This is a genomic window from Vagococcus carniphilus, from assembly GCF_014397115.1.
GTDB lineage: Bacteria > Bacillota > Bacilli > Lactobacillales > Vagococcaceae > Vagococcus > Vagococcus carniphilus.
Genome location: NZ_CP060720.1, coordinates 1138715 through 1164830 on the forward strand (window position 1 = coordinate 1138715; position 26116 = coordinate 1164830).

General features: G+C 32.7%; 21 protein-coding genes and 1 other annotated feature (1 of these 22 only partly in view). Of the genes, 16 read left to right on the top strand and 5 right to left on the bottom strand.

Annotation, left to right across the window (positions count from 1 at the left end):
• The first annotated feature begins 208 nt into the window (after positions 1-208).
• The 5 genes from H9L18_RS05725 to H9L18_RS05745 all read left to right on the top strand — a co-directional run bounded on the left by H9L18_RS05725 (position 209) and on the right by H9L18_RS05745 (position 7437).
• Positions 209-2881 (top strand): cation-translocating P-type ATPase, encoded by a 2673-nt coding sequence (locus H9L18_RS05725; RefSeq protein ID WP_126793895.1) that lies wholly within the window; start codon positions 209-211, stop codon positions 2879-2881.
• Positions 2882-3020: 139 nt separating this feature from the next.
• Positions 3021-3863 carry a helix-turn-helix transcriptional regulator gene (locus H9L18_RS05730; RefSeq protein WP_126793893.1) on the top strand — a complete coding sequence of 281 codons (843 nt, stop codon included), beginning with the start codon at positions 3021-3023 and terminating at the stop codon, positions 3861-3863.
• Between the two features lie 90 nt (positions 3864-3953).
• Positions 3954-4394: a hypothetical protein gene (locus tag H9L18_RS05735; RefSeq protein ID WP_376765017.1), complete on the top strand. Its 441-nt coding sequence runs from the start codon at positions 3954-3956 to the stop codon at positions 4392-4394.
• Between the two features lie 155 nt (positions 4395-4549).
• Positions 4550-5068 carry a GNAT family N-acetyltransferase gene (locus H9L18_RS05740; RefSeq protein WP_126793889.1) on the top strand — a complete coding sequence of 173 codons (519 nt, stop codon included), beginning with the start codon at positions 4550-4552 and terminating at the stop codon, positions 5066-5068.
• Between the two features lie 23 nt (positions 5069-5091).
• The gene (locus tag H9L18_RS05745) at positions 5092-7437 is read left to right on the top strand and encodes an HAD-IC family P-type ATPase (RefSeq protein ID WP_126793887.1); all 2346 of its coding nucleotides are present in this window, start codon (positions 5092-5094) and stop codon (positions 7435-7437) included.
• Between the two features lie 43 nt (positions 7438-7480).
• Here H9L18_RS05745 and kynU read toward each other — a convergent pair whose 3' ends face one another.
• Entirely contained in the window at positions 7481-8752 is a 1272-nt protein-coding gene (kynU, locus tag H9L18_RS05750; RefSeq protein ID WP_126793884.1) for a kynureninase, read from the bottom strand.
• A gap of 1 nt (position 8753) precedes the next feature.
• A complete protein-coding gene (locus H9L18_RS05755) occupies positions 8754-9944 on the bottom strand; it encodes an MFS transporter (protein WP_185847481.1) in 1191 nt (396 codons plus the stop codon).
• A 274-nt stretch (positions 9945-10218) separates the two neighbouring features.
• On the opposite strand from H9L18_RS05755, the gene H9L18_RS05760 reads away from it, so the two are divergent.
• The 6 genes from H9L18_RS05760 (at position 10219) to H9L18_RS05785 (ending at position 17651) form a co-directional block, all read left to right on the top strand.
• Positions 10219-10656, top strand: a complete 438-nt coding sequence (locus H9L18_RS05760) for an Lrp/AsnC family transcriptional regulator (protein WP_246433331.1) — start codon at positions 10219-10221, stop codon at positions 10654-10656.
• A 353-nt stretch (positions 10657-11009) separates the two neighbouring features.
• Positions 11010-12560 (top strand): ABC-F family ATP-binding cassette domain-containing protein, encoded by a 1551-nt coding sequence (locus tag H9L18_RS05765; RefSeq protein ID WP_126793877.1) that lies wholly within the window; start codon positions 11010-11012, stop codon positions 12558-12560.
• Between the two features lie 125 nt (positions 12561-12685).
• Complete coding sequence (locus H9L18_RS05770) at positions 12686-13336, top strand: hypothetical protein (RefSeq protein WP_126793875.1); 651 nt, start codon at positions 12686-12688, stop codon at positions 13334-13336.
• Positions 13337-13548: 212 nt separating this feature from the next.
• Positions 13549-16179 (top strand): pyruvate, phosphate dikinase, encoded by a 2631-nt coding sequence (gene ppdK / locus H9L18_RS05775; protein WP_126793873.1) that lies wholly within the window; start codon positions 13549-13551, stop codon positions 16177-16179.
• 15 nt (positions 16180-16194) lie between these two features.
• Positions 16195-16818: a helix-turn-helix transcriptional regulator gene (locus H9L18_RS05780; protein WP_126793871.1), complete on the top strand. Its 624-nt coding sequence runs from the start codon at positions 16195-16197 to the stop codon at positions 16816-16818.
• Positions 16818-17651 (top strand): pyruvate, water dikinase regulatory protein, encoded by an 834-nt coding sequence (locus H9L18_RS05785; RefSeq protein WP_126793869.1) that lies wholly within the window; start codon positions 16818-16820, stop codon positions 17649-17651. Before H9L18_RS05780 ends, H9L18_RS05785 begins: the two co-directional genes overlap by 1 nt.
• Before the next feature lie 76 nt (positions 17652-17727).
• Here H9L18_RS05785 and H9L18_RS05790 read toward each other — a convergent pair whose 3' ends face one another.
• Entirely contained in the window at positions 17728-18264 is a 537-nt protein-coding gene (locus tag H9L18_RS05790; RefSeq protein ID WP_185847489.1) for a DUF2179 domain-containing protein, read from the bottom strand.
• 163 nt (positions 18265-18427) lie between these two features.
• Here H9L18_RS05790 and H9L18_RS05795 point away from each other — a divergent pair, with 163 nt between their 5' ends.
• A complete protein-coding gene (locus H9L18_RS05795) occupies positions 18428-20086 on the top strand; it encodes a glycerol-3-phosphate dehydrogenase/oxidase (protein WP_126793865.1) in 1659 nt (552 codons plus the stop codon).
• Positions 20087-20107: 21 nt separating this feature from the next.
• Here H9L18_RS05795 and H9L18_RS05800 read toward each other — a convergent pair whose 3' ends face one another.
• Together H9L18_RS05800 and H9L18_RS05805 are read right to left on the bottom strand one after the other, a co-directional pair.
• Positions 20108-20818 (bottom strand): alpha/beta fold hydrolase, encoded by a 711-nt coding sequence (locus tag H9L18_RS05800; protein ID WP_126793863.1) that lies wholly within the window; start codon positions 20816-20818, stop codon positions 20108-20110.
• Positions 20819-20851: 33 nt separating this feature from the next.
• Positions 20852-21664: an NUDIX hydrolase gene (locus H9L18_RS05805; RefSeq protein ID WP_126793861.1), complete on the bottom strand. Its 813-nt coding sequence runs from the start codon at positions 21662-21664 to the stop codon at positions 20852-20854.
• A 325-nt stretch (positions 21665-21989) separates the two neighbouring features.
• On the opposite strand from H9L18_RS05805, the gene abc-f reads away from it, so the two are divergent.
• The 4 genes from abc-f (at position 21990) to H9L18_RS05825 (ending at position 25870) form a co-directional block, all read left to right on the top strand.
• The gene (gene abc-f, locus H9L18_RS05810; RefSeq protein ID WP_126793859.1) at positions 21990-23534 is read left to right on the top strand and encodes a ribosomal protection-like ABC-F family protein; all 1545 of its coding nucleotides are present in this window, start codon (positions 21990-21992) and stop codon (positions 23532-23534) included.
• Positions 23535-23618: 84 nt separating this feature from the next.
• On the top strand, positions 23619-23930 hold the full coding sequence (locus H9L18_RS05815; protein ID WP_126793857.1) for a rhodanese-like domain-containing protein: 312 nt from the start codon (positions 23619-23621) through the stop codon (positions 23928-23930).
• Position 23931: 1 nt separating this feature from the next.
• Entirely contained in the window at positions 23932-25566 is a 1635-nt protein-coding gene (locus tag H9L18_RS05820; RefSeq protein ID WP_126793855.1) for an FAD-dependent oxidoreductase, read from the top strand.
• Positions 25567-25600: 34 nt separating this feature from the next.
• Complete coding sequence (locus H9L18_RS05825; protein ID WP_126793853.1) at positions 25601-25870, top strand: metal-sensing transcriptional repressor; 270 nt, start codon at positions 25601-25603, stop codon at positions 25868-25870.
• A gap of 91 nt (positions 25871-25961) precedes the next feature.
• Positions 25962-26116 (top strand) — a binding site (T-box leader) (it continues 100 nt past the right edge of the window).

Sequence of the window (26116 nt, forward strand, 5' to 3'; positions counted from 1 at the left end):
TGGGTATAAAAACAATGCTATAATGGAACATGTCATAAGGGAGTAACTTGCGGTAAAAAGTAACTTTTTTAACCGCGACAATATCACCATCATGAAATGTATATTTCTGGTATTGTCTTAAATAGTGAGACTTATGTATGTTAGAAATGGCATGCATAGGTCTCTTTTTTTATTGACCTTATTGCCAAATATCAAGGAGGAATGCGACATGGCAGATGAAAGGAAACAACAGTTGAATGACGCTTTTTACACAGAAGAAGTTTCAAGCGTACTCGACAAAATGGAGACAACACTTGATGGTCTTTCAACAAGTGAAGTCAACAAGCGTTTAGAAGATTATGGACATAATCAACTTGACGAAGGAAAGAAAAAAAGTTGGCTAAGTAAATTCGGAGATCAATTTAAAGATTTCATGATTATTATTTTACTTGTGGCTGCTGTTTTATCTTTTGCTATGGGAGATAGAGTGGAAGCAATTATGATTATTGTCGTAGTCATGATTATGGCTATTTTTGGTGTGATTCAAGAAGCTAAAGCAGAAGAAGCAATTGAAGCATTAAAAGATATGTCAACACCAAATGCAAATGTTAAACGGGACAAGACAACTAAAGTAATCAAAAGTAACGAACTAGTTCCTGGTGATATTGTTTTACTTGAAGCAGGAGACGTTATCCCTGCCGATATGAGGTTAATTGAAGCAGCTTCCCTAAAAATAGAAGAAGCAGCCTTAACAGGTGAATCCGTACCAGTTGAAAAAGATATTAGTGTTTTAACGAATGAAGATATCGGCATTGGTGACAGAATCAATATGGCCTATATGAACAGTAATGTGACTTATGGTCGTGGTATTGGTGTCGTTATCGGAACAGGAATGCACACTGAGGTTGGTAAAATTGCTAACATGTTAGCTCAAGCTGACGAAACAAATACGCCTCTAAAAGAAAACTTAAATAAACTTGGTAAAGTTTTATCAATTGTTATTTTAGCAATCTGTGTCATCATGTTTGGTATTGGTATGTTACGTGGTGGAACAAGTTGGATTGATATGTTATTAACATCAGTCTCATTAGCAGTAGCAGCTATTCCAGAAGGATTACCAGCAATCGTAACGATTATTTTAGCTTTAGGTACTCAAAAAATGGCAAAAAGAAATGCCCTTGTTCGTAAGTTGCCAGCTGTTGAAACGTTAGGTAGTACTGATATCATTTGTTCTGATAAAACTGGTACATTGACATTAAACCAAATGACAGTAGAGGAAGTTTTCTCTAACAATGAAACAATTGAAGCAGAAGAGACTATTGCTTTAGACAATCAAACATTAAAAATTATGACTTTCTGTAATGATACTAAAATTTCTGATGATGGGACTTTAATTGGGGATCCAACAGAGACTGCCTTAGTTAAATATGGAATGGACCATGGTCTTAACGTCGCTGATGCTTTAGGAAAAGAGCCTCGTGTGGCTGAAATTCCTTTTGATTCTGACCGTAAATTAATGACGACTGTCCACAAACAACTGGATGGTAAGTTTTTAATTGCTGTCAAAGGAGCTCCAGATGAGTTATTAAAACGTTGTTCATTCTATGATGTAAATGGTGAAATTAAACCAATGACAAAAAAACAACAAGATTTAATTTTATCAAATAATACAAACATGGCTAAACAAGCGTTACGTGTATTGGCGATGGCTTATCAAGTAGCAGAATCAGCGCCTGTTACGTTAGAATCTGAATCAGTAGAACGTGAATTAATCTTCTCTGGCTTAATCGGAATGATTGACCCTGAAAGAAAAGAAGCAGCTGACGCAGTTAAAGTTGCTAAAGGTGCAGGAATTCGTCCTGTTATGATTACAGGAGACCATAGAGATACAGCAGAAGCAATTGCGGTTCGTCTTGGTATCATTAATGAAGGCCAACATGATGCAGTTATTACTGGTGGTGAATTAAATGAGATGAGTGACGAAGAATTAGCTAATCGCATTGAACAATATTCAGTTTATGCTCGTGTTTCTCCAGAACATAAAGTTAGAATCGTTAAAGCTTGGCAACAAGATGGTAAAGTGGTTGCGATGACAGGAGATGGCGTTAATGACGCTCCAGCACTTAAAACAGCTGATATTGGTATTGGAATGGGAATCACAGGAACAGAAGTATCTAAAGGAGCCAGTGATATGGTTCTTGCAGATGATAACTTCTCAACGATTGTTATTGCTGTTGAAGAAGGTCGTAAGGTATTCTCTAATATTCAAAAAACAGTTCAATATTTACTTGCAGCCAATTTAGGTGAAGTCTTAACTTTATTTATTGCAACAATGATGGGATGGGATACATTATTACCAGTTCATTTACTATGGATTAACGTAGTAACAGATACATTCCCAGCAATTGCTTTAGGTCTAGAACCAGCTGAAAAAGGCGTTATGAACTTAAAACCAAGAGGAAGAAGTTCTGATTTATTCTCAGGTGGTGTTTTAAGTAGTATTGTTTATCAAGGTATTTTAGAAGCTGGTATTACGTTAGGCGTTTATCTATTCGCTATTTCTCATCCAGTTCATTCTGGCTATGATGCGATTCATGCAGATGCGTTAACGATGTCTTATGCTACTCTTGGTTTAATTCAGCTATTCCATGCCTTTAATGTGAAGTCAGTTCATGATTCCTTATTTAAAGTGGGAGCCTTTAGAAATAAAACATTTAACTATGCAGTTCTTTTATCATTTGCTTTATTAGCTGCAACAATTGTTGTTCCAGGATTCAATGATGTCTTTAGAGTAGAAAACTTAGATATTTATCAATGGTTACTTGTCTTTGGAGCTTCATTCTCTATTATTCCAATTGTTGAAATAGTTAAATTTGTTCAACGAAAAACTCTTTATAAATAATCAATTTAGTAGGATTGGACCATTTAGGTTCAATCCTATTTTTTTAATAGAAACGTTGATATAAAGGGAATGCAACTAAAGAGTTCGTTACTTTTTCTTTAGTAAATGCTACTATTTAGTTATAAAGGAGTGAGCAGTCATGATTATTTCAAGTAACATAAAAAAATACCGTGAACTAAAAGATATGACTCAAGAAAATTTAGCTGAGCAGATGAATATTTCAAGGCAATCAATTTCAAAGTGGGAAAGAGGAGACGCACTACCTAGTGTTGAAAATTTAATTAGGCTAAGTGAATTGCTAGATCTATCATTAGATGATTTAGTGCTCAATCAATCAGAGTTTCCTCTGCCTTTTGATTATGGAACATTTAAATCAAAATGGGTTTATTTTGGATGGATGTTCATGCCAATATTTTTTATAGTAAATGGTCTCTTTGCATTAAGTTATGCAGGTGAAGGATGGTACTATGTTATTGGTGGGCTTCTTATGGGAGGTTTGATTCAAGAAACTGCGATGGTTGATTTGAAACGTTACTATAATTATTTTACTGTAACTAAAACAGGTATCTTTTACTATTCGAGTAAATATTATATCCCTAAGCCAATTAAAATTATTTTAGGCGTGTTTGGTTCACGGCAAGTGGAGTTTGTCTCTTATAAAGATATAGAAGAGATGCAAATTTATTTTGGAAATAATGGTTTTCAAGGTTTCAATACAACAGTCTCTTATCGTCCAAGACAATATTTCTATAATCGAGAGCTCTTTGAGTTAAGGTTAACTTTAAAGGATGGACAAACAGTTCATTTGAATTTGGATAGAGCCTTCTTTTCTGATTCATTAGAGAGACGTTACTTTTTAGCGATGTTTAATTATTTTAAAGGGCAAAATGTTCCGTTAGAAGATAAATATAATGTTATTAATAGTATTGAAAAAGAGTATTCTATCATAGATGAAGCCTATAAACTAAAAGAAGGATTTTAGAAATAGTTATTTTTTGTTAAAGAAAGCTTTCCCTTTTCCCTAAAACAAGTTAAAATGTATAAGAGAGTAATTTTAGAAAGAGGGATAAGTTTGAAGAAACCAAATTTAGGTTATTATATTCAAAAAATAAATGATATTGTGACAGCTTCTGAAGAAGTCGGAGAAGAAATGAATCCATCTTATGAAGTGGTTAGAGAAGCAATCGACAATGGAAAAGTATCAGAATTAACTGAAGAACAGTTAAAAAGTACACATGAATTATTTTTGAATGGAACTAATAAATATAAAAATTTATTAGCTGAAATTAAAGCTTTAAAAGCACCTGTTAAAGTAATGGGTATCCATAAACGATTAGAAAAAGCTTTTGATGTCTATGTTGAAGGATGTCAAGAAATGATCGATTCAATCGAATTAGATCAATTGACTGTTAATACTGAGAAATTTGATGCTTCTGAGAAGAAACAAGATGAAGCAACCGATAATATTTCTTTTTGTATTCAACGTATCACTCAATTAGTGATGGGAAAATAGTTAATTTCATTTCATTAAATAAAAAAGGGGAAGGAACCAGATTAGGTTTCTTTCCTTTTTTTCATTAAATTTATACTAAGTCAGTCTTAAGTACGTGTTTTATTTGGAGTAAAAATGGTAACCTTATTAAAGTAAAGAAGAAGCGAGGAATAGATATGAATGTTCGATTAAGTAAAATAAATGATTTTGAAAAATTAAATAATATTCAAAAAGAAGTTGCTGAAAGATTAAAAGAGAAGGGTTCAAAACAATGGAATTATATTCTAGAAGGCGTTGAAGAACCAGTGTTGATGTCACGTATAAAACAAAATGAGGTAATTATTCTGGAAGATAACGGTGAAGTTGTTGGACTTGCATATCTTTATCAAGAACCTATTTTTTGGGATAAATCATTGTGGCATGATGATAAACAAGAAGGCATTTATTATCTTCATAAAGTAGCAATTGGAAATACTGCTAAAGGGAAAAAATATGGAAATATTTTTTTAAAAGAAATTATCAATTGGGTGAGAATTCAAAATGGTAAAGCTATTCGTTTAGATTGTAAGGCAGATATTTCTTATTTAAATCAGTTTTATCCAAGTGCAGGCTTTGATTTTGTAGCAGTCAGAAAGACAGGTCATTTCAAAGAGTTGTATTCGGATTTTAATCTGTATTCATACAACATTTCTTAATAAAAATGAATAGAGGTAAGTGAATGGATAATAAAAGTAAATATCCTGGACTGACAAGTAATGAAGTTGCTAATAGAAAAGCAAGAGGGGAGACTAACATCACAACTCCTCCTACAACAAGAAATTTTAAACAAATTTTTGCTGAAAATAGTTTAACGCTATTTAACTTTATTAATTTAATAATTGCTGGTTTTATCATTTATACAGGCAGCTATAAAAATTTACTTTTTTTAGGTGTCATAGTTTCTAACACTTTTATTGGCGTTTATCAAGAAATTAGAGCGAAACGGAATATTGATTCATTGACTATTTTGAATCAAGCGAAAGCTTGGGTTATTAGAAACTACGAAAAAATAGAAATCCCTCAAGATGAAGTGGTTAAAGATGATTTAATTATGATTAGACGAGGTCAACAAATTATTGTAGATGGTGTTATTGTTGAGACAGAAGGTCTTGAGTGTGATGAGTCTCAATTAACAGGTGAATCCGATCCTGTTGAAAAAATGCCAGGTTCAGAAGTTTTTTCAGGTAGTTTTGTTGTGAGTGGTAATGCCATTATGCAAGCAACAAAAGTTGGTAGTGAAAGTTATACCTACAAATTAACTCAAGAAGCAAAAGAAACTAAAGGAATTTATAGTGAATTAATCCTAATGATGAAGAAATTAATTCGAATTTTAACCTTTATCATTATTCCAGTAGGGGCTCTTTTGATGGTAACAAGTATTGCAAGCGGTGCTCATTTAGATAAAGCAATTTTGGGAAGTACAGCAGCCATGATAGGAATGATTCCAGAAGGCTTGGTTTTAATAACTTCTGTCGCTTTAGCAGTTGGGGTTATTAAACTTAGTCAGAAGAAAGTACTTGTTCAAACGATGGGCTCGATTGAAACCCTAGCAAGAGTAGATGTTCTTTGTTTAGATAAAACAGGTACATTAACTAGTGGTCAATTAAAAGTAGTTGAACAAGAAGTTTTTGAAAAAGGTAATCTAAGTCTCGAAGAGTTTGAAGAACTTGTAGGAGCTATTGTTCATGGATTAGATGAAGATAATGCTACAGGTCAAGCGTTGATGAGTGCTTTTAATTGTCCTTTAAAAAAAATACAGCCCTTAAAGCAAATTCCGTTTTCTTCAGCAAGAAAATGGAGTGCTATCTCTTTTGAAGAAATGGGAAGTTTCTACATGGGAGCTCCAGAATATTTGTTTGAAACATTTAACGAAGCACAAATAGCTAAAATGAAAGAAGCAATGGCTCATGGCTTAAGAATTATTGCAGTTGCGAAGAGTCAGACAGATATCGAAAGTAACGATTTACCAAATGATTTAAATTTATTAGGTTTTATCTATTTAGAAGATGAAATTAGACCAGAGGCACCTCAAACATTGAAATATTTTAGGGAGCAAGAAGTTGATATATGTATTATCTCAGGAGACCACCCAGAAACGGTTGCCCAAATAGCTAAAAGAGCAGGAGTAGCCCATCCAGACAGAAAAATTGATATGAGCCAAGTGTCAGATGAAGATATTCCTGAATTAATTAAAGAATATCGAATTTTTGGTCGTGTATCTCCTGAACAAAAAAAACGTTTAGTCGAAGCTCTTCAAAAAGATGGACATGTAGTCGGAATGACAGGCGATGGAGTAAATGATATTCTGGCTTTGAAAAAATCAGATTGTAGTATTGTAATGTCAAATGGTAGTGATGCAGCCAAGGGAATTGCGGATTTTGTTTTACTTGATTCTAATTTTGATTCAATGGTTGGAGTGGTTCTTGAAGGAAGAAAAGTAATCAATAATATTCAGAGAGTTGCTTCTTTATATCTGACTAAAACCGTTTATTCAATGGTTTTGGCAGCTCTGTTTATCTTTTTATCATCCCCTTATCCCTTTCAACCTATTCAATTAAGTCCAATTAGTTCTTTAACTGTTGGTATCCCATCATTCTTTTTAGCTTTACGTCCTAATACAGCTCCTATAAAGGGAAAGTTTTTAAAAAATGTATTTGAACCGGCTCTTGCTAGTGGGTTTAGTGTTGTATTCTTTACTGTTATGACTGAAATAGTTGGTAATATGCTTCATTGGAGTTATGATGAAAAATCAACAGTAACAGTTTGGTTAACAGGTTTAATTTGTTTCATTGCTCTACACTACATAGCTAAACCAATTACTTGGCAGATTAGGTTATTAATAGGTGTATTACTTTCAGTATTTTTACTTATTTTTATTTTCTTTGAATCAATTTTTTCATTGGTCAATGTTTTTAGTTTCCATTTAATGGTTTATTATGTGCCAATGATGATTTTAGCACCATTTGTATTTTATGGTTTGAAGAGAGTATTTCATTATTTACTTAATTTAAACATTAAGAAATAAGAAAAGGATTCTCCTTTTTGGGAGAATCCTTTTTATTATCTAATTAAACAACTAAACCTCTTGTTTTGCTAAATTCTTCATATTTTTTAGTTACGTAGATATCTTCAATAATATCTACAACTTTATGAACTTCTGCAAATGAAGTATAGAAGGCAATAGGAGCTAAACGAATAACGTTAGGTTCTCTAAAGTCAGGAACAACGCCATTTTGTCTCAATGATTGACAAATTCTGTAGGCTTCATCATGTTCTAAACAAACATGACCACCACGCTTGTCATCTTCTCTAGGATTTCCTACACTAAAGCCGTATTTAGCTAATCTTTCATCTATTAAAAACATTAGATAAGCTGTTAAATCTAGTGATTTTTCTCTTATTTTTTCCATACCAACTTGATGGTATAACTCAAGAGAGCCTTTTAAAGGTGCCATAGAGAACATACTCAATGATCCTACTTGCCATCCACTAGCATCTTTTTGATGTTCAAAAGCATGTTTAAGAGCAAATTGAGTGTCATCTCTATTACCCCACCAACCAGCAATACCTGGTAATTTGTCAAAGTGTTTTTTATTAATATAAAGTCCAGCAACTGCACCTGGTCCACCATTCAAATATTTATAAGTACACCAAATAGCGAAATCTGGATCAACATCTTGGAAATCGAATTGAACTGCACCAATTGCATGACATAAATCCCATCCAATATAAATGCCTTTTTCGTGAGCCGCTTTAGTAATTTTTTTCATATCAACAATTTGAGCGCTACGGTATAAAACAGTAGGTAAAAGAATGACACAAACATCATCAGTCATTGCTTCGATGACATCATCTTCATTAATGTATCTACCATCTCGACTCTTAACAACTTTAACAGCATCTTCAGGTTCATAACCTTTTAATCTTACTTGACTGTCAACTGCATAGCGGTCTGTTGGAAAGTTAATATCATCTACTAAAATTTTATATCTTTCTTTTGTAGGATGATAAAAAGTACTAATAGCTGAATGAATATTACTTGTAGTGCTTCCAGTTACGACAATTTCATTTTCACCTGCATTTACAAGTGGAGCCATTAAAGCACCTAACTCAAGTCCAAAATGGAAATAGCCATCCCAAAGTCCGATCGCTTTTTCTTTCCATTCTTCCATCATATTTAGTAATTCTTTTTCTGCAGGTTTAGAAGCTAAACCTAGAGAATTTCCATCCATGTAAATTTCATCTTCTTTAATATAGAAGTTTTCTCTTACAGAATAAAGTTCATCTTGTTGGTCCTTTTTGTTTGCAAATGCGATTCCTAATTCATAGTTTCTTTCCATTTTAGTTACCCTCTTTCGATTTTTTTGTAAATATAAAAGAACATACAATTGAAATGATTGATACTACAGTTAAAAAGTTAAACGCCATTGGCCAACTGAATTTTTCAACAATTTTAGTGATGATTGGTGTACCAAAGAAAACACCAAGATAGTAGAAAAGATTAATAAAAGATATACTTAAACCAATCATTCGACTATTTTTAACAATTTTTGGAGCAATAATCATAACTGATGATGAAGCTACCATTACTGATGCTGACATGAAGAAGAGTTGTAAGATACTTGCGATATTATTACCCATAAAATTTAGACCAATTGTAGAAATAGTCATAAAAATAAATGAGCAAATTAGAACTAAATTATCTTTTTTAGTTTTATCAATTAAGTAACCTGCAACAACTCCAAATGGAACACCAAATATACCGAATAAGCTAGTATAGAAATTAGAAATACCTGTACCTAACTCATAATGTTGTTTAAAAATGAGAGGATACAAGGTAATGAGAGTAAATAGAACAAATGCCATACAACCTTGGGCGATTGCTAATGGCCAAATTAATGGGTTTTTTGTTACTTCTTTTAAAGTAACATCTGTTTCTGTTTTTTGAATGGTTGGTTCATTCTCTATAAACTTACTATCATCTTCAAAAGCAAATTGATAAATAAGCATCATAACTAAAGAGAGAATCGCTAAGAAAAGCCATGGGGATTTGATACCAAATTTGTTAACTAATGGTTCAAAAGCATTCATAGCAACCATTGATCCGAAAGCTGAGAAAGTTCCCCAAAGACCGGTTGGAACACCTCGACTATCCTCATCGTACCATCGATTGATAAGAACAATACCTGTCATAACAATCATTGAAAATGAAATACCTTCAATGGCTCTTGTAATTAATAAAATAAAATAGCTTGAAGTAAAAAAGCCTAGAATATTTCCTAAAAATAAGCAGCCCATTAATGAGACAATGAGTTTTTTTGATCCAATTTTACTAATAATCATCCCACCAGGAATAGCTAAGAAAATACCTGAAATAGTAAAAATAGACATAATCCAGGATAAACTTGAAATAGGTTTAGATAGATAATCAGATAAATCAGTCATTATCGGAACAACCTTCAACTGACTTAAAGTAACTAATACACCTCCAATATAAAGTAAAAAAAATTTTTTGTTTGAATCCGCTTTCAATTTAATAACCCCCTATCACGACAACGTTGACTAAAGTGACAAACATAAAATCATTTAAGAGCAAAGTATTAAAATAAAAGTATATATATATATTTTAAGAAAAAATGAATGAAAAAAGAAGAACTAAAAAAAGATATCTCATCCGTATAATTAACAAAAGTAAAGATATTTAAGCAAAAACCTTCATTTTGCAACTAAAATACTTTAGAATAAAGAGAAGAAATAAAATGAAATGTATATAAGTTGATTTAGGAGGCAAAAGCAATTGATTAAAATGGATGAAGTGGATAATGAGATTTTAAGTCTTTTGAAAAAGGATGCTAGAATGTCAATTGTTGCAATTTCAAAGGAAGTTAATATGAGTCGGCCTAGTGTGAAAGAAAGAATTGAGCGCTTAGTTGAAAACGGTGTGATTGATCAATTTACAATTAAATTAGGGAAAAAATTTAGAGAAGAAAAAATTTGTTTTTTCACTGAAATAAGTGATTGTCGTTTTTCTGCAGAAGAAGCATTGAATTATTTTAAAGGTGAACCAAGTGTACTTGAATTTTATATTCTAAGTGGAACAGTAGAATATTTTGTTAAAGCTGTTGCACCTAATATAGATGAAATGAAAGTAATTCTAGGAAAATGGAAAAAAATAGGGAAAATCAAAAGTTCAATTATTTTAGAGGAATATATTCAAACTGATAACGATGGTAAAGAAATGTAGCATATACATGGTTTGACGTTTTTTTTCTAGTATGTTATATTTCTTTTAACAATATTAAGGGTGAGTATAATGGTCTTGATTAGACGAATTTGCTCTGGACATATGAAATAGGTGAAGCATACGTTCAGAGCTTAAAGAGAAATTTCTTCATCACTATTTTAGAATAAGCAGTGGAAAAATAGACTAAATGATTAGTCTTATTTTGTGATGCTTCTATTCTAGTAGTGATTGTGGAGAGGACGATTGAGGGACATGTTTCAGTCGTCTTCTCTATTTTTGTCTAGGATAGAAGTAGAGAGGTTAGCCACAATAACGGTTGACCTCTTTTGATTTGTAGAAAGAAGGAAAAAAGAATGAGTATATTAACAATTACAGATTTAAATTATGAATTACCAGATAAAGTACTATATAAGGATAGTTCTTTAAGATTAAACAAAGGAGAACATCTTGGGTTGACTGGGAAAAATGGAGCCGGCAAATCAACGTTACTTAAGATGATTCAAGGTGAAATTCTCCCTGATGAAGGTCAGATTGTTTGGCAAAATAACCTAAGAATCTCTTATCTAGAGCAGCAATTAACTTATAATGAAGGAGACACTATCTTTGATTATCTAAAGAAAGCCTTTAGTCATTTATATGAGATGAATGATAAAATCCAAGAACTTTACATCACTTATGCAGAAAACTATGATGATGCTCTTTTGGAAGAAATTGGACAGTATCAAGAAGCATTAGAAAATAATGATTTCTATAACATTGAAACTGAAATTGAAAGAGTAGCAACAGGACTTGGCATTAGTGCTTTAGGATTAGATAGAGAAGTTGAAGCTTTAAGTGGTGGTCAACGTTCTAAAGTTTCACTAGCTAAACTATTACTTGAAAAAGCAGATGTTTTTCTTTTAGATGAGCCGACTAACTATTTGGATGTTGAACATATAACATGGTTATCTGATTACTTAAATCAACTAGAAGACAGCTATATTGTTATTTCCCATGACCGTGATTTTTTGAATCGAGTAACAAATTGTATTTGTGATATTGAATTTCAAACATTAACTAAATATAGTGGTAATTTTGAAGCAGCAATGAAACAAAAAGAAGCTCAACAAGAACATTTACATCGAGAGTACGAAAAGCAACAAAAAGAAATTGATAAACTAGAAAATTATATTCGTAAATATAAAGCAGGAAGTCGTTCTACGATGGCCAAAAGTCGTGAAAAACAATTAAATAGAATGGAGCGTTTAACGCCTCTTGTTTCACCTAAACCAGGTCATTTTCATTTTCCGTATACAGCTTCTCACGGTAATTTAGTAGTAGAAACAAAACGATTAGAAATTGGTTATGGCAAGAAAGCTTTATTACCACCGATTAACTTACTTGTTCAAAACGGTGAAAAAATTGCTATTAATGGGTTTAATGGAATCGGTAAATCAACTTTACTAAAAACATTAATCCACGAAATACCAGCGATAAATGGAGAGATTGAATTATCTAAAGAAGCTAAAATTAGCTATTTCTCTCAAGATTTACATTGGTCAAATCCACATCAATCAGCATTTGATTGGATTAAAGAACTGTATCCTAAATTAAACAATAAAGAAGTCAGACGTTATCTTTCAAGAAGTGGGATAGTAGATGATAATGTAACTAAAGCTTTAGATCAACTAAGTGGGGGAGAGCAAACTAAAGTTAAACTTTGTGGTTTAACGCTCAAAAAAAGCAATTTCCTTATTTTAGATGAGCCGACTAACCATTTAGATCAGGGAACAAAAGATGGCTTGAAACGTGCTTTGAAAGATTATGAAGGTACTTTAATAGTAGTATCCCATGAGCCAGAATTCTATGATGGTTTAGTTGAAAAAGTATTTGATGTAGAAAATAATCAAATGAAACATGTATAGAAAGATAGAGAAAGTTTGACTTTTTGAGTCAAACTTTTTTCTTATACTAGATTTGTATTGAAGCAAGTTATTAATTAAGGTAATCTTAAGAAAGGAAAATATTTAGAGAATTGAGAGAAGAAATAATGATGAATAATTTGTTAAATGAAACTGTCCTTACAAGGCCGATAATGACAAGTATGATGAAAACAATGAACTTATTACTTGGTTTAGGAGTTCTTCAATTCATAGTTGTTTTGGCTGTTATTATATTTTGGTTAGACAAAAGAGATAAGAAAAATAAAAAAATATTAACTTTATTTACAATGACTTCTGCAATTGTAGCAGAAAATATTATTTTTTTAACAGTTACAACCAATAGGATACTGTTGTTTATTTTAGCAACCATGAAAGGTTCAGCAAAATCAACAGATTACTTAATTTTTTTTAGTTTAACCTATTTCTTTTCAGCTTTAGCTTCTTTAGGAGTATTACGAATAATAAAAAAATTCTTTCTTAAAAAAAGAGGAAATGTGAAGAAAAAGAATAGACTCTCTTTTTTTCATTACCTATTAAGTAGTAGCATTGTGTTAATTTTAAGTTTTTTGTTTACCTATTTTCTATTTCCAAAACCTTTTTTATCTTTAGCAAGTGCTTATTGTCTGACTTTTTTTATTGTTCACCTTATTAGCTTGTTACTTCAAAAAATTAGTTTTGATAAGCAGCAAAAAATAGCTAGTCAAAACAAGAAAAAAAGAAAAAAGAAAAAGCATAAAAATCATTCTAAAAGAAACTAACGGAGGTTGGTTTCTTTTTTTTAATCAATTTCTTAATTTTTAATATTGAAAAGATAAAAACAGTTTAAATCAGGTTATGTAACTAGTTTGTCTTTAAATGAAGTTCAACTTTATAAGACCTATCTTTAATTATATAAGATGTCCTATTGAAATTATATAAGACGTATTATATAATGCGTTTATACTTAAATATGATATTTGGAGGATGACTCATGACAAAGCGTGTCTACAGTTTTAAAGAAGGTAATGCAGAAATGAAAGGGCTTTTGGGTGGTAAGGGCGCAAACCTTGCTGAAATGACCCGATTAGGATTACCGGTACCCAACGGATTTACCATCTCGACGGAAGCTTGCATGGATTATTTAAATAATGGTCGTCAGTTTACTGATGAATTAAAAGAAGAAATTGAAGCTTACTTAAAACAATTAGAAGAAGAATCTGGAAAAGCATTTAACAGTAAAGAAAACATGATGTTACTATCTGTCCGTAGTGGTTCTAAATTTTCAATGCCAGGAATGATGGATACGGTTTTAAATTTAGGATTGAATGATGAAAACGTGAAACACTTAGCAGAGATTACAGAAGATGAAACATTTGCTTATGATTGTTATCGTCGATTATTACAAATGTTTGGTGATGTTGTTTATGGTATTGATACGTCACATTTTGAAAATTTCTTAGAGTTTTATAAGAGAAAACATCGTGTTCAATTAGATTCTGATTTAACAGCAGAGCAATTAAAAGAAATTGTTCATGAATACAAACGAATTTATTTAGAAATTAAGAAACAAGAATTTCCACAAGATCCAAAAGAACAGTTATTTGCAGCAGTGATTGCTGTATTTAGTTCATGGAATAATGAGCGTGCTAAAGTTTACCGTAAATTGCATAATATTGCAGATGACTTAGGAACAGCAGTTAACATCCAGCTAATGGTCTTTGGTAATAGTGGTAATCAAAGTGGAACAGGGGTTGCATTTACTAGAAACCCATCAACAGGAGAAAATAAATTATTTGGAGAGTATTTAATTAACGCTCAAGGAGAAGACGTTGTAGCAGGAATCAGAACACCATCTCCAATCTCTGAATTAAAAGAGTCTATGCCTGAAATTTATCAAGAGTTCTTAGAAATGGGAGAGCTTCTTGAAAAACATTATGGTGATATGCAAGATATTGAGTTTACGATTGAAAATCAAAAATTATACTTACTTCAAACGCGTAATGGTAAAAGAACAGCTCATGCTGCCTTTAAAATTGCTGTTGATTTAGTAGAAGAAGGATTGAAAACAAAAGAAGGGGCAATCTTAAGTTTAGACCCTCAATCAGTTAATCAACTTCTTCACCCAGTGTTCGTAGAAGAAGCTTTAAAAACAGCAGATAAAATTTCGTCAGTTGGTTTACCAGCAAGTCCAGGTTCAGCAACAGGTAAAATTTGCTTTGACGCAGGAACTGCTAAAGAATGGTCAGACAGAGGTGAAAAAGTTATCTTAGTTCGTCAAGAAACATCACCAGAAGATATTGGTGGAATGGTTGTCAGTGAAGCCATTGTAACTAGTCGTGGTGGGATGACATCTCATGCTGCTGTTGTAGCTAGAGGAATGGGTACTTGTTGTGTAGCAGGTTGTAGTGAGTTAGAAATTGATGAATTCTTAAAAATCGTTAAATACCCAAATGGTGAATTACATGAAGGCGACGTTATTTCAGTTGATGGGACAAATGGTGATCTTTATGTAGGTGAAGTTGAATTAACATTATCTGAGAAAAATGAAGACTTTGAAACAATTATGGCTTGGTCTAAAGAGTTTTCACGTTTAGCTATTAGAATGAATGCTGAAACTAAATCAGATATCAAAACAGGAATCGCATTTGATGCGAGTGGTATTGGTTTAGTTAGAACAGAGCATATGTTCTTTGCACCAGAAAGATTGATTGAAATGCGTCGCTTTATTATTTCTCAAAAATCAGAAGAAAGAACGAAAGCATTAGAAACGATTTTAGCTTATCAAATTGATGATTTTAAAGAAATATTCTCAACGATTGAAGGCAAATCAACAGTTATTCGTTTATTAGATCCACCTTTACATGAGTTTGTTCCAAGTAAACAACAAGACGTTGAACGCGTTGCAACAGAGATGGGAATTAGTTATGAATTTTTAAATGGTAGAATTAATGAATTACATGAAATTAATCCTATGCTAGGCCATCGTGGTTGCCGTTTAGCAGTTACTTATCCAGAACTATACATCATGCAAGCAGAGGCTATTATTCGAAGCGCTATTGCTCTTAAGAATGAAAACGGATTAGACGTAGCACCTGAAATTATGATACCATTGGTGGGAATGGACGGAGAATTACGTCTATTGAAAGAAAAAATTGAAGCACATATCGAGCAAATTATTGCTACTGAAAAAGCAACAGTTTCATACACAGTGGGTACGATGATTGAATTACCAAGAGCTTGTCTAATTGCTGATGATTTAGCTAAAGAAGCAGATTTCTTTAGTTTTGGAACAAATGATTTAACTCAAATGACATTTGGTTTTTCTCGTGATGATGCAGCTAAATACATTAATCAATATGTGGCAGGTGGCATATTACCAGTCGATCCTTTCCAAACATTAGATGTGAGTGGAGTAGGAGAATTAATTAGAATCGCTGTTGAAAAGACAAGACAAACAAAACCAAATATGAAAATTGGTGTTTGTGGGGAACTTGGAGGAGACCCACTTTCAATCGAGTTCTTTGATCAGTTAGGATTAGATTATGTCTCATGTTCGCCATACCGTGTACCAGTTGCTTACCTTGCAGCAGCTCAAAGTGCTATTCGATTGAAAAATAAGTAAAAATGAGGCGAAAAGATGGAATTAAGTGAACGTCAAAAAGCGATTATTGAAATTGTGAAAGCAAATGAACCTATTAGTGGTGATAAAATTGCTGAATCTTTAGGGTTAACAAAGCCTACCCTAAGAAGTGATTTGGCCGTCTTAACCATGACGGGTGTGTTGGATGCTCGTCCTAAAGTTGGCTATATTTACTCAGGATTAAGCTTTGAGCCATTGCTTCATGAACAATTATTTGAAACAAAAGTTGAAGCGCTGATGACACCAAGTATTATCGTGTTTCCTAAAACAACAGTGAGAGATGCAACAACCTCATTGTTTATGTATGATAGTGGTTCATTGTATGTAACGGATGAAACAACAGGTGATTTAATTGGATTGGTTTCAAGAAAAGATTTGCTTAGAAGTTTACTAAATAATCAAGACAATGATTTATCTGTTGCAGTTATTATGACAAGAATGCCAAATATCATTGTAAGTTATCCAGAGATGAGCGTTTTAGAAGCTGGTCGATTGCTAACTAAGCATGAGGTAGATTCACTACCAGTAGTTGAGATCAAGGGATCTAAAAAAGTAATTGGAAAAATTTCTAAAACACGCATTATGGAACACTTTATAAAAATGGGGAGCGAAAGAAACTAATGAATAAATTAAGAGAAAAACACTATAGACAAGTTAGAATGTTTGTTATTTCAGATTCGATTGGAGAAACAGCACAGCGCGTAATTAATGCGGTTTTAGCTCAATTTCCAGATTTAACTGATTACGAGGTAAAAAAATTTCCATTTGTGGATTCAAAGGAAGTTTTAACAAATATATTGGCAGATGCGCTGAAAGAAAAAGCGATTGTTGTTACTACTTTAGTTGACGAAGAACTGAACCAATTATGTGCGGATTTTTCAAGAAGAACTGGTTTAGAGCACGTAGATTATATGTCGCCACTCGTTAATATTATCTCAGAAAGAACACAAACAACACCAACTCATAAAAGTGGAACCTTGTATCAAATGGATGAGGATTACTTTAATCGTGTGGAGGCGATTGAGTTTTCTGTTCGTTATGATGATGGAAAAGATCCTAAGGGATTTGCTAAATCTGATATAGTGATTTTAGGAATTTCAAGAACGTCTAAAACACCATTAAGTATGTATTTAGCAAACCGTTCATTTAAAGTTTCAAACTTGCCACTAATTCCAGAAGTTCCGATTCCAAAAGAGTTATTCCAAGTTGATGGAAAAAGAATCATTGGTTTAACAGCTGATCCAGAGTATATTAGAAAAGTTAGACAATCTCGTCTAGTGTCATTAGGTCTGACAGGTAGTTCTTCTTATGTTTCATTGGAGAGAATCAAAGAAGAATTGAAATTTTCTCAAGAGTTGTATCAAAAATTAGGGGCAACTGTTATTAATGTAGAAAATAAATCAATTGAAGAATCTGCTCAACTAATTGAAGAGCACTCAAAACAAAATCAATAAAGGTTATTAAAAAAAGTTTGTTAGTCAAAATAAAAAAATCACAAAAACTAAAAAAGTTTTTGTGATTTTTTGTCATTTATTTTGCTTTTTTTCTAATTTTTTTGGTCCAGAAACCACCAGATATGTATTTAGGTTCATGAGAAATAATAAAAGCACGTTCATCCAATTCTTTAATTAGTTTGTATAGAGCTCGTTCATCTTTTCTTGGTGTTAGGATTTCTAAAATAACACGACGACCATCTTTTCCTTCTCCATAACTCTTGGTAACCCCGTAACCAGCATTTCTAATTTCTGCACTTAAAATAGGTTTTAAATCATCATCAGGAATAATGGCTGTTACCATGATGTAGCCAAGTGCTAAGTAATCTTCAATTCGAATGCCAACACTAATTCCAACAGCGTACCCAAGTGCATAAACAAAGATGTTTAGTGGACTATCGATGTGATTTAATACAAGGGATAAACCAACAATGTAAATGGTGATTTCCACCATACTAACAAGTGGGGCAATCACTCGATATCCTTTCATTGTTAACATGAAACGAATGGTATTTAGGGTAATGTACGTGAAATTAATGATAAAAATTTGAAATAAAATTAACCAATCCAAAATAACAACCTCCTTTGATAATATCTATTTTCATGCTATCATAAAAAACTTGAATGTAAACGTTTTCTTGTGGTTTTTAAACAAATTCTAGTAAAAAAAAAATGATGTGTGTTAAAATAATAGTTGTAAACGTTTTATATACTAAAAGTCGCCTAGGAGGGGTTTTATGTTATTTTCAAATAAAGAAAGAATAGAACACTTAGAAGAAATGTCCCGCAATGAACTGGATGTTTTAGTTATTGGTGGAGGTATCACTGGGGCAGGAATTATTTTAGATGGTGTAGGACGTGGTTTAGATGTTGGGTTGGTTGAAATGCGAGACTTTTCATCTGGCACATCAAGTCGTTCAACAAAATTGGTTCATGGCGGATTAAGATATTTAGCACAGTTTGATGTCAAAACAGTTGCTGAAGCGGGTCAAGAAAGAGCAGTTGTTTATGAAAATGCACCTCATGTGACAACTCCTTTAAAAATGGTTTTACCATTTTATGCAAAAGGCACATTTGGTTCTTTTACAACTTCAATTGGCTTAGATATCTATGACCGACTAGCTAGAGTAAAAAAAGATGAACGTAAATTTATGTTAGATAAAGAAGAATCGTTAGAAAGAGAACCCTATTTAAGAAAAGATGGCTTAAAAGGAACTGGTGTTTATGTTGAGTATCGAACTGATGATAGTCGACTAACGCTTGAAACTATCAAAAAAGCAAATGAATTGGGAGGCTTAATTGCGAACTACGCAAAAGTGATTAAACTTCTTTATAGCAACACGACAGGAAAGATTATTGGTGTAACTGTTTTAGATACGATTAATCAAAAAGAATACCGTATTTATGCAAAACGTGTCATCAATGCAGCAGGTCCTTGGGTAGATAAAATTAGAGAGATGGACAATTCTAAAAAAGGAAAATTCCTTCATTTAACAAAAGGCGTTCACGTTGTAGTCGATAGTGCTAAATTCCCAATTTCAAACTCAATTTACTTTGATACACCTTTTAACGATGGTAGAATGATGTTTGCTATTCCAAGGGAAAATAAAGTTTATATCGGAACAACAGATACATTCTATGAAAAAAATCCAGCTGAACCTGAAATCAAGCGAGAAGATGTGACTTATATTATTAATGGTGTCAATCAAATGTTTGATATTGAACCATTATCAATTGATGATGTGGAGTCTGCTTGGGCAGGAGTGAGACCTTTAATTCATGAAGATGGAAAAGATCCTTCTGAAATTTCAAGACGTGATGAAATCTTTGTTTCAGAAAAAGGTCTTTATTCTATTGCTGGAGGTAAGTTAACTGGTTACCGTAAAATGGCAGAAGAAATTGTTGATAAAGTCTTAAAAGATATGGCGAAGGACCACGAGGCTGAGTACATTTCATGTCAAACAAAATATCAAGTTCTATCTGGTGGAGAAGTTGGTGGTAGCCTTGGTTTCGATGAATTTTTAAGAGATGGTATCCGAATTGGAACTGAAAACTACAACTTACCAGAAGATGTAGCAATCAGATTAACTCATCGTTATGGTGCTAATGTGACTAAAGTTTATGATTATTTAATGGAAACAAATGAAACGAATTTAGATGATGAAACATACGCTATGCTTCGTTACGGCTTAGAAGAAGAAATGGTATTACATCCAATTGATTTTCTACTTAGAAGAAGTAGTATGATGCTCTTTAACATTAATAGATGTCTAGAGACAAAAGAGGCAGTTATTAATTATATGAGTCAGTATTATAATTGGGATGAAGAAACAACTGAACGAATGACTCAAGAAGTAGAAGAAGAAATTAAACGTCACAAACACTATCATATTTAGCAAAAATGCCGCTTCAGATTATTAAATCTGAGCGGCATTTTTTGTTAAGAAATTTAAACTGAGTTTATTTAGTTGCTCTGGTTTTAGTCTTGGAACAGAATGTCCACAATTCTTGATGATTTCTAAGGTAGCATTAGGGAGTTTTTTGACAAATGAGCCTAATTTTTCAGGTTTAACAATGTCATGGTCTCCTAATACAAATAAAGAAGGGACTTCAATGTGTTTTGCTTGTTCCGGTAAAATGGGTAAGTCTTTTCTAGCTAATTGAAAAACTCTTGATTTTTTTTCAGATCGTAAAACGTTTTTAGCCATCCAGTACAAATTATTTGATAAAACTCTTTGAGTAGGAGTGAGCTGGTTAAACGTAATATTAGGTGAAACAAGTACCATTTTACTAACGAATTTTTGATTATGAGCTGCAAACGTTAAGGCAATATTTGCTCCATCACTAAATCCAAACAAAGCAGTTTGTTTAATTTTTTCATTATTTAAGATGACTTTCATATCATTCATAATCTGACCAAAGGTTAATTTATTGGCATTATTTTTTGAATAGCCATGATCTCTTGTATCCATCAGAATGAGCTGATAATGCTGTTTAAAATAATCCACTTGGCGTTTGAAATATTGATGACTACCACTATTACCATGAATAAAAAAGAGTGGTTCACCGCTGCCAATTGTTTGGTAAAAGATGGGAGAACCATCAGTTGATGAAATTATTTTTTGCATAAAATCCTCACTTCTTTCTAATAGAATAAAAGCTTAAAAGTGTAATTCGTAGATTTTTGAAGGACGGCCAACCCCAGTAGGTTTTTCGCCAATTTCCTTAAAAAAAGGTAACATAGATTTCTTAAAGTTTGAGTGGTCAATTTCTCTATAATTGACTCCTAAAAACTTAGCATAAACTTTTCTTGCTTCTGTAATTGTAAACTGATTTCCTAAAACGCGCAAGATTTGTGGTTCATGGTACATTTTATTACAGACACGGTTAAAAGCTTTAATAATAATTTCTGAGTGGTCAAATGCTAACGTTTCTTTTCCTAGAGACTCACCTGTTTCAATATTAAGAACAATCTCTGATTCATCAGGATTCTTTAAGTAAAGAAGATTTCCTTTTCTTTCTAATGAAAACCATGACGCATCAGATGCTTGATCACCAGCTTTTAATGGTTCTTCGCCAATAAAGGCTAAGTAGCTGACTGTAATCACCCAGCCACGAGGGTCCCGGTTAGGTGTACTGAAGGTATGGAGTTGCTCAATGTGACTTCTTGTAATAGACACATTTGTTTCTTCTTTCGTCTCTCTAATACAACTATCAGAAGTTGCTTCTCCCTTTTGAACAAACCCTCCCGGTAAGGCCCATGAATTTTGGAAAGGGTGGGTATTTCTTTTAATCAAAAGTACTTTAAAATCATCCATTTCTTTATTGTAACAAAATAGAACCATGTCAACAGTGACAGATGGCATATCTTGTGTAGGAAAATGTTGTTGTTTATACCAGTTTAAAAATTCTTGTTCAGAAACTTGTGTTTCATAATAATGACGTTCCTCGGTTTTTGATGTAAATGAAGACATTTGAAACTTCCTTTCTTCATGCAGTGCATATGTTTAACATTATCATTTTATCAAATAAATGTCACTAATCAAGGGATTTATAGTTGAAATCTTAAAAGATATTTGATATTATGATGGCGAATCTAAGAAAGGGATAGGTAAGTTAACTATGTGGAAATCATTCGCTAACTAATTTTTTGAAAAATAAAAAAATTATGAGTGGATGAGTATACCCTTTTTACCTATACTAAAAAAGCAAAGAATGGAATTTTTTCTATTTCTTTGTGCTGTTTTTGTATATATAAAAGATAAAAGCATCCATTCGTAAGCGAAAGGATGTTTTTTTATGTCTATAAAAATAAATCAAGTAAAGAAATACATTGGAGAAAGATTATTAATTGATATACCTGATCTAACGTTAGGTGATGGTGAAAGAATTGGGATTGTTGGGAAGAACGGAAGCGGGAAAACAACGCTTCTTAAAATGATTGAAGGAAAAGTCAAAGTGGATGAAGGTTCTATTAATTGTTCTGGTGAAGTAACTGTTATTGATCAATTCTTAAAAGAAGATAGTCAAAAAAGCGGTGGAGAACAAACAAAGGAAAAAATACGAGAGAGTTTAGCCCATTACAGTGATATTTTATTAGCAGATGAACCAACTAATCATCTGGATTCAGAAGGTCGTGCTTATTTAATAAGAGAACTAGGTCATTTTAAAGGACTGGTTTTAACCGTTTCTCATGACAGAGATTTTTTAAATCAAGTAAGTGATAGTATTTTAGAAATAGATAACGGAAGTGTTAGATTATATCCTGGAAACTATGATAATTACTTGTCTCAAAAAGAAGTTGAAGAAAAAGAATACGCTAAAAAGTATGATAATTATGTCCAAGAGAAAAATCGTTTAGAAGGCTCGATTCAAGAGTTACACGATAAAAGTTCAGGTATCAAGAAAGCTCCCAAAAGGATGGGAAACTCTGAAGCGAGACTTCATAAAAGAGGAAAAGGTCAGACTGCTAAAAAAGCTTTATCTAAACAAGCGTTAGCCATTGAAACGAGGTTAGATAAATTAGAAAGAATTGAAAAACCTCGAAAAGAAAAGCAGTTAGTTATTCCGTTTGCAGAAGGTCAAGTTATCCATAAGAAACAAGTAATTGAAGCAACAACTTTTAATTTGTCTGTGGGAAATAAGAAACTACTGTTGGATAGTCAATTTCAAATTCCTACTGGGAAAAAGACAGCATTAATAGGAAGCAATGGTGTAGGCAAAACAACTTTATTAAAAGCTATCCTAAATAAAGAGGCTCAGTTAACGGTGTCAGAAAAAGCCAAATTTGCCTATTTTAGCCAGTCGTTTAATCAATTGGATGAATCTTCTACGGTACTGAAAAACGTTCAGGAAACGTCAATCTATGAGCCTCAAGCAGCAAGAGACTTGTTAGCCCATTTATTATTTAGAGGTGAGGCTGTCAAAAAGGAAGTAAACGTCCTTAGTGGGGGAGAGCGAACTAAAGTTGCCATTGCCAAAATGATTTTAAGTGAGAGTAATGTCTTGATTTTAGATGAGCCAACTAACCATTTGGATATTGAGTCTTTAAACGTTTTAGAAGAATCACTTAAATCGTATCAAGGTACGATTATATTTGTTAGTCATGATAGTTATTTCGTTAAGGCTGTTGCTGATAATGTGTTGGAAATTAAAGATAGAAAAATAGTAAAAACCTTTGAAAAGGCAAGACCGCTTAAACGAGAAAAGAAAAAAGAAGATAAAATGATTTTAGAAATGAGAAAAACCTCTTTACTGTCGCAGTTATCTTTACCTGGAGATGAAACTAAGAAACAAGCGTTAGAAAAAGAATTAGAAGAGGTTCTAATACGATTAAAAAATTAAATACTTTGAATAATGTGAGCATATTATTTTTCTTTTTATAGGGTAGGGGGTATATTAGGTTTATAAAAGTAATGGAGGTTTGTCATGTTTCTATTTAAAAAAGTACCTAGTATTTCAATCCAACAGTTAGAAGAAAAGTTAAAACAACCCATCGAATTGATTGATGTCAGGAGTGAAATGGAGTTTAGTCAAGGTCATATTCCAAAGGCTAAAAATATTCCTTTAGATAAAATAGCTTCTTATCAACCCAAAACCAAAAAGTCAATTTATTTAATTTGTCATTCAGGAGCAAGAAGTAAACAAGCTGCTAAATTCTTAAATGATAAAGGATTTGACGCTTATAATATTGATGGTGGTATGATGCGTTGGACAAAACAATTAAAGGTAGGTAAATAAGATGAGAACAGTGATTATTGGTGGCGTTGCAGGTGGGATGTCAGCTGCAACTCGTTTAAGACGTTTAGATGAGCAGATGGAAATTGTTATTCTTGAAAAAGGACCTTATGTTTCTTTTGCTAATTGTGGATTACCCTACTATGTATCTGGTGAAATAAGCCAAAGAGAAGATTTACTTGTTCAGACACCTGAAAAGCTAAAAGCTCGTTTTAATTTAGATGTTAGACCTTACTCAGAAGCAACAGAGATAGACGGAAAAGAAAAGACTGTAACTGTACAAGATGCTAATGGTGTTTACGAATTAAGTTATGATAAATTAATTTTATCACCAGGAGCAAAACCATTTATTCCACCTTTTGAAGGAATTGATGAGGCAAAAAATGTTTTTACATTAAGAAATGTTCCCGATGTAGATAAAATTATGACGTCACTTGAAAAGGACAAACCAAAAAAAGCAGTAGTCATTGGTGCTGGTTTTATTGGGTTAGAGATGGCTGAAAATTTAGCTAAAGTGGGGATTGAGGTAACAATTATCGAAATGGCACCTCATGTTTTACCAACGGTTGATTATGAGATGGCAGCTTTTATTACAAATGAGCTACAAGCAAACGGCTTAAAGGTGTTAACTGGAAAAAGTGTTGTTGCATTCAAAGAAGAGGGCAAGAAACTAGTATTGGATTCAGGGGAAGAAATTGAAACAGACTTAGTTATTTTGTCCGTTGGCGTTCGACCTGAAAATGAGTTAGCGCAAACAGCTGGTGTTGAATTAGGTATGCGTGGGGGAATCTTAGTAGATGACTCTTATGAAACGTCAGTTAAGGATATTTATGCAGTAGGAGACGCGATTATTGTTACCAATCAAATTACAAAAGAAGATACAATGATAGCTCTAGCATCACCAGCTAATCGACAAGGACGTCAAGTAGCTGATGTGATTGCAGGAATGAAACGAGTAAATAAAGGCAGTATCGGAACAGCGATTGTTCGTGTCTTTAACCAATCGATTGCGTCAACTGGTTTAACAGAAAGACAATTAAATCAACTAGGCTATGATTTTCATGTAATTCATGTAGATGGTAAAAACCATGCAGGGTATTATCCAGGAGCAAGTACTATTTTCTTGAAACTATTGTTTAATCCAAAAACGGGTGAAATTTATGGTGCTCAAGGGGTTGGTCCTGATGGAGTTGATAAGCGAATAGATATCTTAGCAACAGCAATTAAAGGAAATTTAACTGTGGAAGACTTACCAGAGTTAGAATTAACCTATGCGCCTCCTTTTGGTTCTGCCAAAGATGTTGTTAACATGGCTGGTTATACAGCTCTAAATATTATGGAGAATGTAGCTGAAAATATTCAACTTCATGAATTAGAAAAGGCTCAAGAACAAGGCGCCTACTTAGTTGATGTGAGAACAAAAGATGAGTTTAGTCGCGGCAGTATCCCGGGTTTTATCAACCTACCTTTAAATGAATTAAGAAGTCGCATGTCTGAGTTACCTAAAGACAAAGAGATTATTTTAAGTTGTCATAGTGGTCAAAGAAGTTACATCGCGCAACGTATGCTATTACAACATGGCTTTAAAGTGAAAAATTTAGATGGTTCCTATTTGCTTTATCAAGCAGTTAACGGCTAAAATAAGGTAAAAATAAGTTTAGGAGGATAAGCTTGTGACGGGGTCAAAGGAGACAAAGAAAAAAATAGAGAATCGACTGAAAAGAAGTGAAGGACAAATTCGTGGTGTTTTAAAAATGCTAGAAGAAGACAAAGATTGTCGAGACGTGGTCATTCAACTTTCAGCGATTCGCTCAAGTATTGATCGAGCGATTGGTGTGATTGTTGCTGAAAATTTGAAGGATTGTCTAGCAATGGACGATTTAAGTGAAGATGAAAAAGAAGAAAAAATCAAAGAAGCTATTGAACTTGTTGTTAAAAAATGAAATGAAAATGAGAGAATTATCTCTTATTTTCATTTTTTTATAAAAAAATAATTGACACCTCTTTTTTTATTTGTTATTCTGATATCAATAAATTATCGCGTTGAGAAGAAGAGTACATTTTCGAAAAGTATCAAGAGACCTCGGCTGGTGGGAAAGAGGAACTGGAAGAAAATGGAATATGGTCTTTGAGCATAAAAAAAGTGAGCGATTCGTTAACTTTTTTCGGGAGTTCCCGTTATCGGACAA

Bases quoted from the DNA above. Each gene is read 5' to 3' on its own strand.
- H9L18_RS05725 (WP_126793895.1), top strand. From the start codon at position 209: ATGGCAGATGAAAGGAAACAACAGTTGAATGACGCTTTTTACACAGAA.
- H9L18_RS05730 (WP_126793893.1), top strand. From the start codon at position 3,021: ATGATTATTTCAAGTAACATAAAAAAATACCGTGAACTAAAAGATATG.
- H9L18_RS05740 (WP_126793889.1), top strand. From the start codon at position 4,550: ATGAATGTTCGATTAAGTAAAATAAATGATTTTGAAAAATTAAATAAT.
- H9L18_RS05745 (WP_126793887.1), top strand. From the start codon at position 5,092: ATGGATAATAAAAGTAAATATCCTGGACTGACAAGTAATGAAGTTGCT.
- kynU (WP_126793884.1), bottom strand. From the start codon at position 8,752: ATGGAAAGAAACTATGAATTAGGAATCGCATTTGCAAACAAAAAGGAC.
- H9L18_RS05760 (WP_246433331.1), top strand. From the start codon at position 10,219: ATGGATGAAGTGGATAATGAGATTTTAAGTCTTTTGAAAAAGGATGCT.
- H9L18_RS05765 (WP_126793877.1), top strand. From the start codon at position 11,010: ATGAGTATATTAACAATTACAGATTTAAATTATGAATTACCAGATAAA.
- H9L18_RS05770 (WP_126793875.1), top strand. From the start codon at position 12,686: ATGATGAATAATTTGTTAAATGAAACTGTCCTTACAAGGCCGATAATG.
- ppdK (WP_126793873.1), top strand. From the start codon at position 13,549: ATGACAAAGCGTGTCTACAGTTTTAAAGAAGGTAATGCAGAAATGAAA.
- H9L18_RS05780 (WP_126793871.1), top strand. From the start codon at position 16,195: ATGGAATTAAGTGAACGTCAAAAAGCGATTATTGAAATTGTGAAAGCA.
- H9L18_RS05785 (WP_126793869.1), top strand. From the start codon at position 16,818: ATGAATAAATTAAGAGAAAAACACTATAGACAAGTTAGAATGTTTGTT.
- H9L18_RS05795 (WP_126793865.1), top strand. From the start codon at position 18,428: ATGTTATTTTCAAATAAAGAAAGAATAGAACACTTAGAAGAAATGTCC.
- H9L18_RS05800 (WP_126793863.1), bottom strand. From the start codon at position 20,818: ATGCAAAAAATAATTTCATCAACTGATGGTTCTCCCATCTTTTACCAA.
- H9L18_RS05805 (WP_126793861.1), bottom strand. From the start codon at position 21,664: ATGTCTTCATTTACATCAAAAACCGAGGAACGTCATTATTATGAAACA.
- abc-f (WP_126793859.1), top strand. From the start codon at position 21,990: ATGTCTATAAAAATAAATCAAGTAAAGAAATACATTGGAGAAAGATTA.
- H9L18_RS05815 (WP_126793857.1), top strand. From the start codon at position 23,619: ATGTTTCTATTTAAAAAAGTACCTAGTATTTCAATCCAACAGTTAGAA.
- H9L18_RS05820 (WP_126793855.1), top strand. From the start codon at position 23,932: ATGAGAACAGTGATTATTGGTGGCGTTGCAGGTGGGATGTCAGCTGCA.